The organism is Haladaptatus sp. R4 (genome assembly GCF_001625445.1).
GTDB lineage: Archaea > Halobacteriota > Halobacteria > Halobacteriales > Haladaptataceae > Haladaptatus.
Genome location: NZ_LWHG01000021.1, coordinates 86,251 through 103,775 on the forward strand (window position 1 = coordinate 86,251; position 17,525 = coordinate 103,775).

Here is a 17,525-nt window from a genome sequence, read left to right on the forward strand (position 1 = left end):
TGCTAGGAGTGATGCTCGGCGACGTGGTGACGACCGGCGTCGGCCTTCGACTCGGTTTGAACGAGGGGAACCCGTTCGTCGCACACCTGTTAGGGGAGATGGGTCTCCTCGGATTGTTACTTCTCAAGGGAGCGACGGTCGTCCTCCTGATCGTCCTTTCGGGATGGACGCGCCGTTCCCGTCGGACGTTCCGACTCGGGAGTTTCGTCTATCTCGTCGTCGGGTTGTTGGTCGTCTGTTCGAACCTCGTGGCCATCGTCACGGTCGGCTAACGTCGTTCCAGTCGGGTAAGTTTCGGCACGAAACGGGAAACGGGAACCGCGGATCACGAAACACGAAACCCGAAAGGCCCTTAAGGCGGTGTGGTTTACTGTGAAGTGGACTAGGTTGGGCAGTTAGGCCCTGCTCTTCGCCCGCGCTATGGTCTTGAGCGGGAACCGAACTCCGGACACGTCCGGTCAGACCGAGCCGGGCCCCGGAAGCCAACGCAGAAGCCTCGTCCTGCGGGGCCAGCGGTCTGCGGCGAACACTCGCAGGAGTGTCTCGGCGCAGTTAGTCGGTGGCAATCCGTCAGGCACGGAAGTGAGCAGCGGACCATCGAACAGCTGTCGCTCGTAGGATCGCGGGGTGGAGGAGGCAACAGGGATTCCCCGGTTCGGAACGCCGGGCAACTCCGGCCGTCCACATTCATATCGCATTCTTCCCGAAGAGCTGAGAAGCCGTTCTACTCGTTCATCCGCGACGCCCGGATTCCCCACGTATCGAGCATGCTATCCACGAACACCTTCGTCCAGCGGGCGCGCTTTTTCGGTTTTACGTCGTCCTGCGTGACCTCGAAGAGACACGAGGGAGTGTCGCGGTCGGCCCGCATCTTGTTGACGAGCATCGGTGTGCGGGCGTACTTCGTCTCGGTCAGGGGCGTGGAGACGAAGTCGTACACGTCGGAGTAGCCGGTGACGTACTCGTCGTTCAGCCGTTTGACGGCGTTGCCGACGCTGTTGACGATTTTCGGGTGCTTCGACCTGAGTACGTTCTGACCTACGCCGTCGTCACCCTCCCGTTCGAAGATTCCCTTCGAACTGTGGAGGTCGATGAACACGTCGGGGTCGTAGTCGCCGATGGCCGCCCAAATTTCCCGTGCGAGCGCGTTCTTCGGCGGGTCGCCGATGGGGAACTGCCGGTTCAAATCCATCTCGCCCGGCCATTCTCGTCGCTCGTGTCGTACCCCTCGGACATTCGCCTTGGGGAGAACGATGAGCGTCCCGGCGTCGATGTCCCACGTTCGGATGTCCTCCGCGGCCCAGTAACCGCTCTCCTCGTTTCCGTGCATTCCGCCTTCGACGTACGCGGTCGGACCGGACGTGCCCGAATTGATTTCGTAGATGATCGTTTCCTGTTTCGTTCCCTTCCGAATCAGGGACGTCCTCACGGTCCGTTCCCCCGTCGTCGAGGACGTCGCCGTGCTCGTCTCGGTCGTTTCGGTCGTTTCCCTGTTCGACGTCGTCCTCCCCGCGGCCCGGTTCTTCGAATCGCCAGCACAGCCAGCGAGGGCGAGGGTACCGCCGACGGATACGGACCCGACGGTCGAGAGAAAGGCTCGTCTCCTATCGTTCATACCGGCAGATAATTCCCGAACTACTTCAACGCTATTTCATGACCGTTGAAATTTATAAAAAGTCAATCGGTCTCAGTCTTCCGAGAGAACGGCCAACTCCGAGGGGTTCGAGATCTCGATTCCGCCCGCGAGGTTGCGGTACGGGTACGGGATGTCGATTCCCTCCGCGTCGAAGCGTTCCTTGACCGCGGTGACGTACTCCCCGCGCGTTTTCACGAAGTCACTGCGCTTCGGGTCCGAAATCCAGAAGCGGGATTTGAGACCGACCGAGGAGTCCCCGAGTTCGGTGAGCCGAACGGAGGGCTCCGGGTCGTCCAGAATCTCGTCGTGCTTTCGAGCTTCTTCGAGGATTATCTCGGTCGCTCGGTGGATGTCGTCGTCGTAGCCGATACCGAACAGGAACTGGACGCGAAGCTTGTCCTTGGCGACGGGGTTTTTGATGACGCCATCGGTCAGCACCGAGTTCGGCACGGTCAACAGTTCGTTGTCGAAAGTCCGGATGCGCGTCACGCGGAGGTCGATGTCCTCCACGATACCCGAGTAACTGTCGCCGTCCCACTCGATCCAGTCGCCGATCTTGAACGGTTTGTCCGTGAAGATGAACACGCCAGCGACGAAGTTGGCGATGATGTCCTGCAGGGCGAAGCCGACTGCCAACGTCGCTGCGGCGGCGATGGTAGCGAGTGCGGTCAGGATGTTCCCGTAGTCTGCGAGGGCGAACGCGATGCCGACAGCAGCGAACAGCACCGCGAACTGGGTGACTTTGGTGAGCGGGATTTTGACGCTCTCGTCGTACCCCTGTCTGTCGAGCAGTCGTTTGACCACCGGAATGACGAAGATACGGCCGAGCAGGTAGAGGACGACGAACGAGACGACGAAGTAGATCGCCTGCGTCACCGCCATCGCATACCCCGCTTCCATCATATCTTTCAGGAACGGGAGGGGCTTTACCATCAGTGGAACACCGCCGTGTTCCCGCGTGTTTCGATGAGTTTGGCGCTCACCTCGTCAGCCAGTTCCTCCGCGAGTTCGTCGGTCGAGGTGCCGCCGCGAGCCGCCCGAAGGAATTTCACCTTGACGAGTTTCTCGTTCTGCAGTTGTCCTTTCAACTCCTCGGTGACCGCATCGAGTCCGCTCTTGCCGACCCACACCGTCACGTCGAGGTCGTGTGCCTCCTTTCGCAACTCCTGATTGCTCATAAGTGCCGAATAGTTTGGCGCGACCGACTTTAAAGCTTGCAACCAACACGTCGGGTTTCGTCGCTGGACCATAAAATCAATCGAGGGAGACAATATCACACACTCGCTTGCGGGTTTCAACACCTTTGTATCGAATGAATCCAGATGTCCGAGTATGACTCAGAAGGTCGTCGTGCTCGGTGCTGGCTATGCTGGTGCTGGCGCGATACAGCAACTCGAAGAAGAACTCGACGACGCTGACATTACGTGGGTCTCGGAGAAGGACTACCACCTCGTCCTCCACGAGTCCCACCGTGTCATCCGTGATCCGCGGGCAATGGACAAGATCACGATCCCGATCCACGAGATAAAATCGCCGAGCACCCGATTCGTGCAGGACACCGTCACGGCCATCGACACCGACGACCGGACGGTCGAACTCGACGAGGGCGCTGACCTCGACTACGACTATCTCGTCGTCGCGCTCGGAAGCAAGACCGCTTTCTACGGCATCCCCGGGATGGCCGAGAACGCGCTCACGCTCAAGAACCTGGACGACGCGCTCGAAATCCACGAGCAGGTCAAGGAAGCCGCGAAGACGGCGTCCCGAAACGACCCCGCGAAGGTCGTCATCGGCGGGGCCGGACTGTCGGGCATTCAGAGCGCGGGCGAAATCGCCGAGTACCGCGACAAGCACCGTGCACCGATCGACATCTACCTCGTCGAAGCGATGGACGAGATCATGCCCGGTATGGACCCCGAACTGCAGGGAACGGTGAAGAAGTACGTCCTCGAAAAGGACATCAACATCCTGACCGGCGACCCGATCACGGAGGCCACCGAGGACGCGATCGAGTTCGACGAGGGCGAGGCGCTCGACTACGACGTGTTCGTCTGGACCGGCGGCGTGACCGGCCGCGACGCCATGGACGGCACCGAACTCGACAACCAGCACAACCGCGTCACGGCGGAATCGGACTTCCAGACCAGTGACGAGCGCGTGTTCGCCATCGGAGACTGCGCCATCATCGATCAGGGCGAGAACCCGGCACCGCCGACCGCACAGGCCGCGTGGCAGGCCGCGGAAGTCGTCGGCGAGAACGTCTCCCGCTCCATCTACGGACAACCGCTCAAGACGTGGACGTTCGACGACAAGGGGACCGTCATCTCCATCGGCGACGAGGCCGTCGCACACGGCGTCAAGGTCGCTGGCTTCGACTTCCCCGTCAGCACGTTCAACTCCGTCGCCGCGGAGACACTGAAGAAGACGATTGCGGCACGCTGGATCGCCGACGTCTCGTCGTTCAACCGCGCCGTCCAGGCGTGGAGCGTCCTCTAACTAGCTCGGAAAAACGTCTTCGTTTTCTACGGACTACGCACGTCGTGTGAGAGCGTTCCGATTCCCTCGATTTCGACCTCGACCGTGTCACCGTCTTCCAGCGGTCCGACGCCCGCGGGCGTGCCGGTGATAATGACGTCGCCGGGTTCGAGCGTGAGGTAGGTCGTGATTTCCGCGATGAGTTCCGGCACGGAGAAGATGAACTGGTCGCGCGAGGAATCCTGTTTCACCTCCCCGTTGACCCTGAGTTGGACGCCCGCGTCGTCCGGGACTTCGTCGGGTGTCGCCAGCACCGGACCGAGCGGACAGGAGTTGTCGAACGCCTTGCCACGAACCCAGTTCTGTTCCAAATCCTGGTCGTCGCGGTTCGAGATGTCGTTGACGCACGTGAACCCTTCCACGACGTCCATCGCCTCCTCCTCGGCGACGTTTCGACATTGCTCGCCGATGACGACGCCGAGTTCCGCCTCGTGGTCGATGCGCTCCTTTCCAGCGGGCAGTGAAACCGTGTCGCCGTGGGAGGCGACCGCGTTCGGCGGTTTGAGGAACAGGAGCGGACGCGTGGGAACGTCCTTGTTCCGTTCGGCCGCGTGGTCCGCGTAGTTCAGGCCGACACAGACGATTTTCGTCGGTTCGCTCGGGGCGAGGATGTCGACGTCCTCCGGGTCGTAGCTGTCGTCCGCGAAGTGGAGTTTTCCGTCGCGCCATTCGCCAGTTCTGACTGACCCTGCCGGGTCTCGGAATCTGACTCGATGCATATCCGGGATGTCGAAGGGGGAACGCAAAACGGTTCGGTTGCCGGAAACGACTCGCGACGGACCTCGTTTCACGACCCGTGTTCGATCGCCAAGCGAAACGGTCGTGACGTTTGGGCTCCGAGCGTTCCTCTCACTTTTACCCACGCTCCGCGTGGGCCAAATCCAATCGAACTGAGGTAAAAGATTGTTGGCCAAATCGAAGGACGAACCGCTTCACTCGCCCATGCTAACCACCTTTCGTACCGTTTCACTATATAAGGGAAGGCGGGAGACAAGGCCAGTTATTTAACCTTTTAAGGACTCCATCAGATAGACTAAACAATGGCTGAGAATACGACGGAGGCGAACGAAAATGCCTCTCAGCGGGATGTCGGTACAGAGCTCTCGCGGGACATGAGTCTGTGGGACATCACCTTTATCGGAATCGGGGCGATGATCGGGGCGGGTGTCTTCGCGCTGACCGGGTTCGCCGCCGGTCTCGCCGGTCCCGCGCTCATGCTCGCGTTCCTCTTGAACGGGATCGTTGCGACGTTCACTGCGATGTCGTACGCGGAGCTCGGGGCGTCGTTTCCCCAATCTGGCGGGGCGTACAGCTGGGTGACTGAGGCACTGCCGAGTCCGTACGGGTTCTACACCGGATGGGCCAATTGGTTCGCACAAGCTGTCGCCTGTGCACTCTATGCGGTCACCTTCGGCGTGTTCCTCACCGAGTTCATCAGCGTCTACACCGGTCTCGGTCACGAATTCGTCCTCTTCGGGTTTTTGACCCGTGGGCTGACCGAGCGACTCTTGGCCGGTCTCGTTATCGCCTTGTTCGCCTACATCAACTATCGCGGCGCGGAGGAAACCGGTACGATCGGAATCGTCATCACGACGGCGAAAATCATCATCCTCGGCGTCTTCGTCATCTTCGGCGCGCTGGCGACGTTCAAACAGCCGGACTGGTCGACCAAGTTCCTGTCCAGCCCGCGATTTGCCCCCGCCGGAATCGGCGGAATTCTCGCGGCGATGGGCTTCACCTACGTCGCGTTCGAGGGATACGACATCATCGTTCAGAGCGGTGAGGAGGTCATGGATCCCGGGACGAACATCCCGAAAGCCATCTTCTACTCGATCGCAGTCGTCATTCCGATCTACATTCTGGTCGCGTTCGCTTCCATCGGTGGCATTCACATCACCGACACGCTGCTCGGTTTCGCGAACATGTCCGGAGAGACGGGACAGGTTTACACGTGGCAACTCCTCGGTAACCTCGGTGAACTCGGTATCATTCGAGCGGCGGGCCAGTTCGTCCCGTACGGTCTCTCGTTGCTGCTCGTCGCCGGTCTGGCCGCGACGATGAGTGCGCTGAACGCCACGCTGTATGCGTCGAGTCGTATCGGATTCGCGATGGCTCGTGACAACCTCCTGCCGCCGAAACTCTCGGACATCCACGAGGAGAAGCGGTCGCCGTACCTCTCCATCGCGGTTTCCGGAGCCATCATCATGCTGATGGCCCTCACGCTCCCGATCGAAAGCGTGGCGGCCTCCTCCAGCGTCATGTTCATCCTCCTGTTCTCCATGGTGAACATCGCCGCAATCGCGATGCGGAGGAACCGGCCGAACCTGGATCGTCCGTTCAAAATCCCGTTCATGCCGTGGATTCCGATCCTCGGTATCGTCTTCCAGTTGCTGCTCACCCCCTTCCTCTTGACTTCGCTCGGGCTCCGCCCGTGGGAGGACGGCTTCACCGCGTTGGTGACGATGGCCGCGTGGTTCGCCATCGGCATCGCCGTCTGGTACGCCTACTCCGAGGAGAAGGAGATGGAGAAACTCGAACAGGAGACCCCGACGGTCGTCTCGCATCGTGCGACCGAACGCCGTGACTATCAACTCGTGGTCCCCATCGCCAATCCGGAAAACGCGGACCAACTCATGCAGACGGCTATCGACCTCGCACGCGAGAACGACGGCGAGATACTGGTGACGAGCGTCGTCACCGTCTCGCCGCAGACGCCGCTCTCCCAGGGTCGGCAGTTCGTTACCGACGAAAAGGAGAACGTCCTCAGTCGAGCCATCCAAATCGGCGAAGACGCGGACGTCCCCGTGAGCGGGACGATTCGAATCGGTCACGACGTGGCCGACGCCATCCTCAACACCATCGACCAACACGACAGTACCGCGGTCCTCCTCGGTTGGCAGGGCGGCGATCAAGCCCGACGCCGTGATATCGTTCTCGGGAGTACCGTCGATCGAATCGCACAGGACGCACAGGCCGACGTTCTCGTCGAGCGCATCGGTGAATCGGCGTCCTCCGACATCGACTCCATCCTCGTGCCGATGGCGGGCGGCCCGCACGCCGAGTACGCGACGACCATCGCGGAAGCAATCGCACGACCGGAGAACGCTCGCGTCGAAATTCTCCACATCATCTCTCCGGACGCCTCCGAGAGCGACCGGCAGGAAGCCCAGGAGCTCGTCAACGGAGCCGCGGAGGAGTTCGACACTGACGGCGAAGTCGATACCGCAGTCATCGAGAGCGACGACGTTTCGAACGCGATCTTGGAGCATTCGGCCGACTTCGACCTCACGGTGATCGGTGCGACGCGGGAAGGCCTCCTCGAACAGATCGTCTTCGGCGCAGTTCCCGAAGAGATCGCTCGGCGCTCGGAGAACATCGTCATCATGGCGAAGAAGAACCTCGGCATCACCTCGCTCCTTCAGCGCTGGTTGTAATCGGCGCTCGGATTCGAGTCTTTTTTCGGTCGTCCGTCGACGTGCGATCCACCGTCGTTTCGCAGTGACCACCGGACGGCGTCCGCTCGGAACACCCCATTCGTCGCCAACATCTTTTAAGACTGCTCAGGCACAATCCTACCCCACACCATGGAACTCACTTGGTACGGACACTCGACATGGCACGTTACCGTTGACGACACGGAACTCCTCATCGACCCGTTCTTCGACAACCCGAAGACGGACACCGATCCGGAGGAACTCGACCCGGACTACGTCCTGCTCACGCACGGGCACGCGGACCACATCGCGGACGCCGACCGCTTCCGTGATGCGCACTTCGTCGCCACGCCGGAGGTCATCGGCTACGTCACCGACGAGTACGGCGTCGAGGACGGCACCGGGATGAACATGGGCGGCACCTTCGAAGCCGACGACGCGTTCGTCACGATGGTTCGTGCCGACCACACCAACGGCCTCGACACGGGCTACGGAGCCTCCGGCGGCATGCCCGCCGGATTCGTCATCAGCGACACGAAGCCGACTCAAGTCTCCGACGAGGAGAGCGAATCGTTCTACCACGCTGGCGACACGTCCCTGATGACCGAAATGCGCGACGTCATCGGCCCGTTCCTCGAACCCGACGCCGTCGCGGTTCCCATCGGCGACCACTACACCATGGGGCCGTGGCAGGCCGCCGTCGCGGTGGATTGGGTCGACGCCGACTACGCGTTCCCGATGCACTACGACACGTTCCCGCCCATCGAGCAGGACCCGGAGGACTTCGTCCGCGAAGTGGAGGCCACCGGCAACGACGCCGAAGTCCACGTTCTGGACGGCGACGAGACGTTCGACCTCTCCGACCAACTCTGGTGACGGAGAACGGTAAGACGCGCTGGACGTGACGTTTCGTTTTCTACTTTTCAGGTGTTCGCGTACGTTGAGGGTTGCGATGAACTGAACAGGAGACCTTGGAACCGAAACTACCGCGATAAAAGTTCAGAAAGCCCCCGTCCGGTCGCACAACCGTGGCGGAGGCTTTCGAGGACTGCCCTCCAGTAACTGTAATCGTGAAACAATCAAAGACGTAATATTTCCGGATACCCAGTCTGGAATTCCATGGAAGACATTCGTATCGAAATCGTGGAGTACGATCCGGAATGGCCGGTTCACTTCGAGCGGGAAGCGACCCGAATGGAGGAAATACTCGGGGAACACGTCGTCAGCATCGAACACATCGGGAGCACCTCCGTGCCGGGATTGCCCGCCAAACCCATCGTGGACATTTGCCCGGTCGTTTCGGATATGGACGAGGGAAGAACGTGTGCCGAACTGCTGCAAGAGGCAGGATACTCTCCGGGAGAGCAGGACAGACCGGACGATTGGATTTCACTCGGGCGAAACCACGACGAGGGCCAGCAGTTCAACGTTCACATCCGGCCACGGTACTCCGACGCCGTGACGAGATATCTCCTCCTTCGGGAGTATCTCCGTGACCATCCGGAAGCACGCGAGGAGTACGGGGAGGTCAAGCGAAAAGCGGCGGAAAACCATTCGACCGACATCACCGAATACACCCGTGCGAAATCGGACATCATCCAGTCCATCTTGGAGTGCGCGCGAAACGAAGGGTACGACCCAAAAATCGAATAACGGAACGTCATCTCCACTACTCCGTAAATCGTTCTCCGTTGTACATATTCCGACACACTCGGCCGGAAGAACAAGCCTTAGGAGTATTGGGGCGAACCTGGAAACTGCAATGCCAGAAGTCACTACCACGTCGGAAGAGGGCTACAGCGCAGAAAACGACATCCGCGATTTCTCCGTCACCATCGACGCGACGGGCGAGGACGCGCCGGACACGCTCGAAACGCTCCTCGCGGCGTACGGTTCGTGCTACGTCCCCGCCCTCCGCGTGGGTGGCGAACAGCGCGGTGCGGGCGACCTCGGCAAGATTGAGATCGACGTGAGCGGCGACCTGAACGACGACGACAAACTCGAAGCCGTCGCGTTCGACATCAAGTGGGAGACCGAAGCGGACGACGAGACCGCACAGGACGTCATCGACCGTGCGTTCGAACTCTGCAAGGTTCACGACGCCGTCAAAGAGAGCCTGCACGCCGAAGCGACCGTCGAGACGGGCGCGTTCTAACGCCGTCTCGAACCCCGAAAGGGAAGCGTTAAAAGTCGCGCGGCGGAACGTGGGGGTATGAGTCAGACCCAAAAACAAGCACGAAAATGCGTCTCGTGCGGGATCAACATCTCCGGCACGAACGCTGCCTCGTTCAAATGTCCTGACTGTGGGCAGACCATCTACCGCTGTGCGAAGTGCCGCAAACAGAGCAACCTCTACGAATGCCCCAACTGTGCATTCCTCGGACCGTAAACAATGGGAAAAGTAGCAGCCAAAGTCAAAGTGATGCCGCAGAGCCCGGAAATCGACTTGGACGACCTCCAAGAGAAACTCGAAGATTCGCTCCCTGAGGGTGCGAAAATCAACGGCTTCGAGCGCGAGGACGTCGCGTTCGGCCTCATCGCGCTCCTGCCGACGGTCATCGTCCCCGACGATGCCGGTGGCACGGAAGCCGTCGAGGAGTCGTTCTCGTCCGTCGAAGGCGTCGAGAGCATCGACGTGCAGAACGTCGGTCGAATATAATTCCTCGTTTCGTTTTTCGTTTCTACTTCGTGAGCGACTGGTACGTCGCTTCGACATCGGCGTCCTCGACGAACCCGCCGTGATAGCACAGCGTCCCGCTGGTGTCGAACGCGGCGAGTTTGCCGAGGGAACGTATCGCCATCTCCATCTCGGGGGTGAACGTTTCGTTCGGTCCCTGAAGTCCGTCTTCGTCCGCGACCGTGGCGTCGGCCGCGATGAGCAGTTCGGCCTCGGGCAGGACGACCGAGAGATGGCCGGGCGTGTGCCCCGGCGTTTCGACCACGCGCATCGGCCCGGCCTCGGTGCGGAACGTGACGCCGTCCACGACTTCGATATCGACGTTGATCGGCGGGTATCGGTCCGACTTGACGAGTTCTTCGTCGCCCTCGATGGCGGGTGTGTCACCGGTCGATGCCACGACGCTGGCGTGGGTTCGGTCGAGCAACTCGGCCGCGCCGCCGACGTGGTCCCCGTCCTGATGGGTCAAAAACAGCGTGTCCACGTCGTCCAGCGAAAAGCCGTCCTCGGCGAGCGCGTCGGCCAGCGTGTCGATTTTACCGGGTAACCCGGCGTCGAGGAGGATGAGTCCGTCTTCGGTTTCGACGCCGGAGGGGTATATCGTCATCTCCCGGTCACCGAGGTCGTACGTCAGTGGAAACGCGTACACGTGATCCGTGAGTTCCATGCACGAAGGGATGGGTCCCAACGTGGTGTATCATTGGGCACCGGCACTCGGTTCCGGATAAAAAGACGAAAACTCTAGTTCAACGCCGCGTCGAACGCCGATTGAAGGTCGGCTTTCAGGTCGTCCACGTGTTCGATACCGATGCTGGCGCGGATGAGGCCGTCGGTGAGTCCGGCCGCCAAGCGCTCTTCCTTCGGAATCGCGGCGTGGGTCATCGTCGCGGGTTGCTCGATGAGCGATTCGACGCCGCCGAGGCTCTCGGCGAGCGTGAACACCTCGGTTTCGCTGACCACGTCGGCCGCCTCTTCGAGCGAGGCGTCGAGTTCGAAACTGACCATGCCGCCGAAGTCGCTCATCTGTTCGGCCGCGAGTTCGTGGTTCGGGTGTGATTCGAGGCCGGGGTAGTACACCGTGTCCACCGCTTCGTGGTCGTCCAACCACTGCGCGATGGCGCGGGCGTTGTCGCAGTGGCGGTCCATCCGGACGCCGAGGGTCTTCGTCCCGCGCAGGACGAGGAAACAGTCGTGCGGACCGGGAGTCGCGCCGACGCTGTTCTGGTAGAAGCCGAACTTCTCGTCCAGCGCCTCGTCGTTCGTGACCAGCGCGCCGCCGACCACGTCGGAGTGGCCGCCGAGGTACTTCGTCAGGGAGTGTGAGACGACGTCCGCGCCGAGTTCGAGCGGGCGCTGGAGGTACGGAGTGGCGAACGTGTTGTCCACCGCACAGAGCGCGTCGGCGTCCTCGGCGATGTCGGCCATCGCGGCGATGTCCACGACGTTGAGCAGGGGGTTCGTCGGCGTCTCGACCCACAACAGTTCGGTGTTCTCGCGCACCGCGTCGGACACTTCGCTCGGGTCGGTCATGTCCACGAAGGAGAACTCGACGTCGTAGTCGGCGTACACCTGCGTGAAGATGCGGTGGGTTCCGCCGTACACGTCCTCGCTGGCGATGACGTGGTCACCCGAGGAGAGCAGGTTGAGGACGGTGTTGATGGCACCCATCCCGCTGGAGAAGGCCCGACCGTACTCGCCGCCTTCGAGGCTGGCGAGATTGTCTTCGAGGTCGGTGCGCGTCGGGTTGCCCGTGCGCGAGTACTCGTAGCCGCGGTGGTCGCCCGGGCCGTCCTGCACGTACGTCGAGTTAGCGTAGATGGGGGTCATCAGCGCACCCGTCTCCTCGTCCGGTTCCTGTCCGGCGTGGATGGAGCGCGTTTCGAACCTGAAATCGTCGCTGTCGGTCATACGCGAGCGGACGAACCGGAGCGGGGTTATCCTTTCGTCTCGCGGTCGAGCGACTTTCGTTTCGCGGTCGGGCAAAGAGACAATGTAGTGAGAGTCCGTGTCGAACCGTATGGACGAACGCAGGCTCGGAACGACGGGCTACGAGATAACTGAAATCGGCATGGGAACGTGGAACATCGGGTCTGACTGGGGAGACGTCTCGGAGGAGACCGCTCACGAGGCTGTTCGCGCCGCTCTCGACGCCGGAATCACGTTCCTCGATACGGCCGACGTGTACGGCGACGGACGGAGCGAGCGCGTCATCGCCGACGTGCTCGCGGAGTACGAGACGGACGAACGGCCCGTCGTGGCGACGAAGGCCGGACGACGACTCGACCCGCACGAGGCGTCCGGATACGCGGAATCGAATCTCCGCGAGTTCGTGGACCGGAGCCGGACGAATCTTGATATGGATTCGCTCGACCTGCTTCAACTACACTGCCCGCCGACGGACGTCTACTATCGGCCGGAAACGTTCGACGCGCTGGACGACTTGAAGGCGGAGGGTAAACTCGACCATTACGGCGTCAGCGTCGAACGCGTCGAGGAGGGGCTGAAAGCCATCGAATATCCGGGTGTCGAGACGGTCCAGATAATCTTCAACCCGTTCCGTCAACGTCCGGCGGAGCTGTTCTTCGAGGAAGCGCGCCGACTCGACATCGGCGTAATCGTTCGCGTTCCCCTGGCGTCCGGCCTGCTGACCGGACAGCTATCGAAGGAAACGGAGTTCCCGGAGAACGACCACCGGAACTTCAACCGCGAAGGGGAAGCCTTCGACCGCGGCGAGACGTTCGCGGGCGTTCCGTACGAACGGGGGCTCGAAGCGGTGGACGAACTCGAACGGTTGGTGCCCGAGGACGCGACGATGGCGCAGTTCTCGCTCCGCTGGATACTCGACCACGACGCGGTTTCGACCGTCATTCCGGGGTCGACCAGTCCGGACCACATTCGGGAGAACGTCGTCGCCGCATCCCTCCCGCCGCTCACCGCCGAGGAGCGGGAGCGCACGAACGAGATTTACGAAGCACACGTGGCCGACGCGGTTCATCATCGCTGGTGACTTCGAACTGAGACCCCGAACTGTGACGCCAAAACCGACGAACCGAAAACGAGTGTGAACGATCGGCACGGGGAGGCGGTTTTCCCCGACGAGGAACGTATCTTTTATAACCGTCACTGAACAAGAGCGTCATACGACTATGCCGAGCTCGAACGGACCGTACAACACCACCCGAGAAAAACTGTCGAACAACCCCCGCGACCGTGGCACCTCGCCACCACAGCGTGCAGTCCAGCAGTACGAGAACGGACAGAAAGTCCACCTCAAGATCGACCCGAGCGTGCGAAAAGGACGCTTCCACCCGCGATTCAACGGTCGCACAGGCGAAGTCGTCGGAAAGCAGGGTAAAGCATACAAGGTCATCATCAACGACGGTGGCAAGGAAAAGACGCTCATCACCCAGCCCGCACACCTCCGCGAACAGAAGTAAGCTATGACTATCTTCAAGGAAAAGCTCGACGAGGAGTATCTCACCACGCCCGAGGCGAAGGAGCTCCTCGCGGACATCGAGCGCGAACGTGCGCTGGATGAAACCCGCGAGATGCCGTACAACCTCTCCCGGGCCATCGAGCACGTCAACCGGTTCGCGGCCCTCGATGCCGAGGAATCCCGCGAGCTGGTCGCCGAGCTGCTCGAACTCGAAAAGGTGGACGAGCAGACGGGCTACAAAATCGCCGACCTTCTGCCGCAGGACCGCGACGAACTGCGCGCGGTGTACGCACAGGAGCGGTTTACCCTCTCGGGCGACGAGCTGGACGAGATACTGAACGTCGTGGCGAAGTACGAGTAGCTTCACCGATTCTTTAAGTTGCTCGTCGCCGTATTCCAGCCCAATGAGTGAATCCGAGACTGACAGCGAAGCGTCGGCTGTTGTACTCGACTTCCTGCCGAACGGTCGGGCAGAAGACGACCGTCCGCAATACCAGAAAGAGCCAGTCGCCTACGTCCTCACCGAATCTGATTTCCACCTCCTCGAACTCACGCTCGAACAGGGGGAGAGCGTCGGTATCGGCGACAGCATTCCGATCGAACCCCCGGAGGCGCGCGAAAACGTCACCAACGTGCGCGAAATCCCCTACGATGACCTCACCTCCGCCGCACAGTCGGAACTCGAACACGCCGTCGCGGACATCGTCGACCGCCACGAGAGGCGGTTCGTTGACTTCTACAACGACGCCCAACCGATCACCCTCCGACTCCACCAGTTGAACCTGCTTCCCGGTATCGGGAAGAAACTGCGAAACCACGTGCTGGAAACGCGAAAGCGGAAGCCGTTCGAGAGCTTCGACGACCTCGAAGACCGTGTTTCGGGACTTCACAACCCGAAGGAGGTCCTCGTCGAGCGGATCCTCGAAGAGATCCGCTCGGACGATCTGAAATACCGAACGTTCGCCCGTCACGACTGACGGGTATTACGTTTCTTCCGCGCATCGTTTCCGTGCGCATTTCCGGAACGACTCCCAGTCGCAACTCGGTGGGTTTACGCCACTCGCTCCGGTAGGAGGGGGCAACGATGGAACGCTCGCCACCCGAGGAACCCGGACGGAGAGACCCCGATGCGCTGATCCGACGCGCCGGCGCGCGGGGGAACCCGAACCGTGACCAGCACTTCCTCGTGGACGACCGAGTCGTCGATAGAATACCGACGTACGCCGAGGAGATGCGTCTCGACCACGTGCTCGAAATCGGTGGCGGACCGGGCGTCCTCACCGACCGCCTGCTCGCGGTCGCCGACCGCGTGACGGTCGTCGAACGCGATCCGAAATTCGCCGATTTCCTCCGCCGCGAGTTTCGAGCGGAGCGTGAAGCGGGGCATTTGACTGTTGTGGAGGGCGACGCGCTGTCGGTCGAACTCCCCGACTTTTCGGCGTGTATCGCCAACCTCCCGTACGGAATTTCGAGCGAGATAGCGTTTCGATTGCTCCCGCTCGGCAAACCCATGATCCTCATGTTCCAGAGGGAGTTCGCCGAGCGCATGGCCGCCGAGGCCGGAAGCGACGAGTACGGCAGGCTGTCGGTGACGGCACAGCACTACGCCGACGTGGAGGTCGTGGAAACCGTCCCGCGCGAAGCCTTCGCGCCGCAACCCGAAGTCGAGAGCGCAATCGTTCGGACGACCCCCAGGGACCCGGAGTACGAGGTGGACGACGAGGCGTTCTTCCTCGACTTCGTGAAGGCGGTCTTCACCCAGCGTCGGAAGACGATTCGTAACGGGATCCGGAACACGGCCCACATCTCGGGGCTTGACGACCCGGACGCCGTCGTGGACGCGCTCGAATCCCCGGACGACGAGGTATTGGGTGAGGATATCCTTCGAAAACGCGCCGGAAAGGTCACGCCCGCCCAGTTCGCGGCGATGGCGCGCGTGGCCGACGAGTACGGACGGGGTGGTGGTTGATGGCGGGGATGATCGATTGGTTCAGTGGCTTCGTGGGGATAGACGCACGCCTCTTCGTCTCGGCGTTCGTCCTCGTCGCGCTACTCGCCGGAATCGTCGTGGCGTGGCGCGGACGGCGGAGACTCCAAAAGACGCTGCCGAACGCGCTGGTGAACGTCATCGTAACCGCATCGTTCGTCGTCTTCGCCGCGTTGGCGGTGCTGACGCTGATGTTCGCGTGGGATTACGTCCACTCGACGTTGCTATTCTTCTCGGGTGAGGACCTGGAGAAGGCCCTAAACTCGAAGAACGCGGCTCGACTTCTCCTCTCGGTAGTCGCCCTCGTCGTCGCCTACGTCGTCGTGGGAATCGTTCGGGAGGCCGTCGACCGACTCACCAGACACCGGGATGCCATCTCGCGCCACCAAGCCCAGATACTGCATCGTCTCACGCAGGTGACGGTGTACGTCACCGCCGGTGCGACCATCCTCGGAATTTGGGGCCAGCACCTGACGGGAATCCTCGTCGGTGCGGGGTTCCTCGGAATCGTCGTCGGGATGGCCGCTCGGCAGACCCTCGGGGCGGTGCTGGCCGGGTTCATGCTGATGTTCGCTCGACCGTTCGAAATCGGTGACTGGGTGGAGATAGAGGAGCGAGAGGGAATCGTCACGGACATCTCGATCTTCAACACGCGAATACAGACGTTCGACGGGGAGTACGTCCTGATTCCCAACGACATCGTCGGCGGGAACACCATCATCAACCGGAGTCGGAAGGGACGACTGCGGTTGGAGGTGGACGTCGGCATCGACTACGACGGCGACATCGAGCGAGCCACCGAAATCGCGGAGGAAGCCATGGACGAACCGGAGGACGTGCTGGCGGTTCCGTCCCCGCAGGTCGTGACCAAGTCGCTCGGCGACTCCGCCGTCGTCCTCGGCCTTCGGTTCTGGATCGACAAGCCCAGCGCGCGCAGAAAGTGGCGGGCGAAGACGACGGTCATCAACACGGTGAAAGCCGCGTTCGACGAGGAGGACATCAAGATTCCGTACCCGCAGCGCGAACTGTCGGGGCGTGCGGAGACGAACGGATTCCAGGTCGCCCGCGGGCGGGAACGCGAACTCGGGGCGACGACGGACGGCGGCGAAGCGACCGACGGTGGAACGGCGGCGGACGAAGGAGGGAACGACTCGGCGGACGGGGATGGTGACGAACGATGACTGATCTGGCGGAACGACGCGGCGAGGAAACGCAGGTGTATCAACCGGCCGAGGACTCCCATCTGCTCGCGGCGGTCGCGGCCGAGGGGATAACGGCGGACGAGTTGGTTCTGGAGGTCGGCACGGGGTCGGGATACGTCTCGGAGCACGTGGCCGACGAGACGGGTGCCCGCGTCGTGGGGGCGGACGTCAATCCTCACGCGTGCGAGCGCGCACGTGAGCGAGGAATCGAAGCGGTGCGGGCGGATTTGGTGTCGCCGTTCCGTGACGGTGCGTTCGATGCCGTGCTGTTCAACCCACCGTATCTCCCGACCGACCCGGACGACGAACGCGACGACTGGATGGAAAAGGCGCTCTCCGGCGGCGAATCCGGGCGGGAAGTCATCGACCCGTTCCTGGACGCCGTCGGGCGCGTGCTCGCGCCCGATGGCCGGGTGTACCTTCTCGTCAGCAGTCTCTCGGGCGTGGAAGAGGTCGTCTCGCGGGCGGGCGAGAACGGCTTTAGTGCCGTCGCGCTCCGCGACGAGTCGTTCCCGTTCGAGACGCTGACGATTCTGAAACTCGTCCGTTGATGATTCTGAAACTCGTCCGTTGATGATTCTGAAACTCGTCCGTTGATGATTCTGAAACTCGTCCGTT

21 protein-coding genes and 1 other RNA gene are annotated in these 17,525 nt (G+C 61.6%); 16 read left to right on the forward strand and 6 right to left on the reverse strand.

Features of this window, described 5'->3' with window-relative positions:
* Window positions 1-11: 11 nt before the first annotated feature.
* Window positions 12-272 (forward strand): DUF5658 family protein, encoded by a 261-nt coding sequence (locus tag A4G99_RS09935; RefSeq protein WP_066142829.1) that lies wholly within the window; start codon window positions 12-14, stop codon window positions 270-272.
* Between the two features lie 103 nt (window positions 273-375).
* Window positions 376-687, forward strand: an RNA gene (ffs, locus tag A4G99_RS09940) — signal recognition particle sRNA.
* Window positions 688-724: 37 nt separating this feature from the next.
* On the opposite strand, the gene A4G99_RS09945 is transcribed toward ffs, so the two are convergent.
* The 3 genes from A4G99_RS09945 to A4G99_RS09955 all read right to left on the reverse strand — a co-directional run bounded on the left by A4G99_RS09945 (window position 725) and on the right by A4G99_RS09955 (window position 2,814).
* Window positions 725-1,615 (reverse strand): succinylglutamate desuccinylase/aspartoacylase family protein, encoded by an 891-nt coding sequence (locus tag A4G99_RS09945; protein ID WP_066142834.1) that lies wholly within the window; start codon window positions 1,613-1,615, stop codon window positions 725-727.
* A 72-nt stretch (window positions 1,616-1,687) separates the two neighbouring features.
* Window positions 1,688-2,569, reverse strand: a complete 882-nt coding sequence (locus A4G99_RS09950) for a mechanosensitive ion channel family protein (protein WP_066142837.1) — start codon at window positions 2,567-2,569, stop codon at window positions 1,688-1,690.
* The gene (locus A4G99_RS09955; protein WP_066142839.1) at window positions 2,569-2,814 is read right to left on the reverse strand and encodes a YhbY family RNA-binding protein; all 246 of its coding nucleotides are present in this window, start codon (window positions 2,812-2,814) and stop codon (window positions 2,569-2,571) included. The genes A4G99_RS09950 and A4G99_RS09955 overlap by 1 nt, the downstream gene beginning before the upstream one ends.
* Window positions 2,815-2,968: 154 nt before the next feature.
* Here A4G99_RS09955 and A4G99_RS09960 point away from each other — a divergent pair, with 154 nt between their 5' ends.
* On the forward strand, window positions 2,969-4,132 hold the full coding sequence (locus tag A4G99_RS09960) for an NAD(P)/FAD-dependent oxidoreductase (protein WP_066142841.1): 1,164 nt from the start codon (window positions 2,969-2,971) through the stop codon (window positions 4,130-4,132).
* 26 nt (window positions 4,133-4,158) lie between these two features.
* Here the strand turns inward: A4G99_RS09960 and A4G99_RS09965 are convergent, their stop codons facing one another.
* Window positions 4,159-4,890, reverse strand: a complete 732-nt coding sequence (locus tag A4G99_RS09965) for a fumarylacetoacetate hydrolase family protein (protein ID WP_066142848.1) — start codon at window positions 4,888-4,890, stop codon at window positions 4,159-4,161.
* 321 nt (window positions 4,891-5,211) lie between these two features.
* On the opposite strand from A4G99_RS09965, the gene A4G99_RS09970 reads away from it, so the two are divergent.
* From A4G99_RS09970 to A4G99_RS09990, 6 genes are all read left to right on the forward strand, one after another.
* On the forward strand, window positions 5,212-7,605 hold the full coding sequence (locus A4G99_RS09970) for an amino acid permease (protein WP_066142850.1): 2,394 nt from the start codon (window positions 5,212-5,214) through the stop codon (window positions 7,603-7,605).
* A 150-nt stretch (window positions 7,606-7,755) separates the two neighbouring features.
* The gene (locus tag A4G99_RS09975; protein ID WP_066142853.1) at window positions 7,756-8,481 is read left to right on the forward strand and encodes a metal-dependent hydrolase; all 726 of its coding nucleotides are present in this window, start codon (window positions 7,756-7,758) and stop codon (window positions 8,479-8,481) included.
* A 243-nt stretch (window positions 8,482-8,724) separates the two neighbouring features.
* Window positions 8,725-9,258 (forward strand): GrpB family protein, encoded by a 534-nt coding sequence (locus A4G99_RS09980; protein WP_066142856.1) that lies wholly within the window; start codon window positions 8,725-8,727, stop codon window positions 9,256-9,258.
* A 109-nt stretch (window positions 9,259-9,367) separates the two neighbouring features.
* Window positions 9,368-9,760, forward strand: a complete 393-nt coding sequence (locus A4G99_RS09985; RefSeq protein ID WP_066142859.1) for an OsmC family protein — start codon at window positions 9,368-9,370, stop codon at window positions 9,758-9,760.
* A 57-nt stretch (window positions 9,761-9,817) separates the two neighbouring features.
* A complete protein-coding gene (locus tag A4G99_RS24350) occupies window positions 9,818-9,994 on the forward strand; it encodes an HVO_2753 family zinc finger protein (protein ID WP_082837777.1) in 177 nt (58 codons plus the stop codon).
* Window positions 9,995-9,997: 3 nt separating this feature from the next.
* Window positions 9,998-10,264 (forward strand): elongation factor 1-beta, encoded by a 267-nt coding sequence (locus A4G99_RS09990; RefSeq protein WP_066142863.1) that lies wholly within the window; start codon window positions 9,998-10,000, stop codon window positions 10,262-10,264.
* Window positions 10,265-10,286: 22 nt separating this feature from the next.
* Here the strand turns inward: A4G99_RS09990 and A4G99_RS09995 are convergent, their stop codons facing one another.
* A complete protein-coding gene (locus A4G99_RS09995; RefSeq protein WP_066142866.1) occupies window positions 10,287-10,949 on the reverse strand; it encodes an MBL fold metallo-hydrolase in 663 nt (220 codons plus the stop codon).
* Window positions 10,950-11,023: 74 nt separating this feature from the next.
* Window positions 11,024-12,190 (reverse strand): cystathionine gamma-synthase, encoded by a 1,167-nt coding sequence (locus tag A4G99_RS10000; RefSeq protein ID WP_066145098.1) that lies wholly within the window; start codon window positions 12,188-12,190, stop codon window positions 11,024-11,026.
* A 109-nt stretch (window positions 12,191-12,299) separates the two neighbouring features.
* Between A4G99_RS10000 and A4G99_RS10005 the strand changes: the two genes are divergently transcribed.
* From A4G99_RS10005 to A4G99_RS10035, 7 genes are all read left to right on the forward strand, one after another.
* Entirely contained in the window at window positions 12,300-13,289 is a 990-nt protein-coding gene (locus A4G99_RS10005; RefSeq protein ID WP_066142869.1) for an aldo/keto reductase, read from the forward strand.
* Between the two features lie 139 nt (window positions 13,290-13,428).
* On the forward strand, window positions 13,429-13,719 hold the full coding sequence (locus tag A4G99_RS10010) for a 50S ribosomal protein L21e (RefSeq protein ID WP_066142872.1): 291 nt from the start codon (window positions 13,429-13,431) through the stop codon (window positions 13,717-13,719).
* Window positions 13,720-13,722: 3 nt separating this feature from the next.
* Window positions 13,723-14,079, forward strand: coding sequence for an RNA polymerase Rpb4 family protein (locus A4G99_RS10015; protein ID WP_066142875.1), 357 nt, complete (start codon window positions 13,723-13,725; stop codon window positions 14,077-14,079).
* Window positions 14,080-14,122: 43 nt separating this feature from the next.
* Window positions 14,123-14,695: a DUF655 domain-containing protein gene (locus A4G99_RS10020; RefSeq protein WP_066142878.1), complete on the forward strand. Its 573-nt coding sequence runs from the start codon at window positions 14,123-14,125 to the stop codon at window positions 14,693-14,695.
* Between the two features lie 107 nt (window positions 14,696-14,802).
* On the forward strand, window positions 14,803-15,687 hold the full coding sequence (locus A4G99_RS10025; RefSeq protein ID WP_066142881.1) for a 16S ribosomal RNA methyltransferase A: 885 nt from the start codon (window positions 14,803-14,805) through the stop codon (window positions 15,685-15,687).
* Window positions 15,687-16,886 carry a mechanosensitive ion channel family protein gene (locus A4G99_RS10030; protein WP_066142884.1) on the forward strand — a complete coding sequence of 400 codons (1,200 nt, stop codon included), beginning with the start codon at window positions 15,687-15,689 and terminating at the stop codon, window positions 16,884-16,886. The genes A4G99_RS10025 and A4G99_RS10030 overlap by 1 nt, the downstream gene beginning before the upstream one ends.
* Complete coding sequence (locus tag A4G99_RS10035; RefSeq protein ID WP_066142887.1) at window positions 16,883-17,458, forward strand: HemK2/MTQ2 family protein methyltransferase; 576 nt, start codon at window positions 16,883-16,885, stop codon at window positions 17,456-17,458. Before A4G99_RS10030 ends, A4G99_RS10035 begins: the two co-directional genes overlap by 4 nt.
* Window positions 17,459-17,525: the final 67 nt, after the last annotated feature.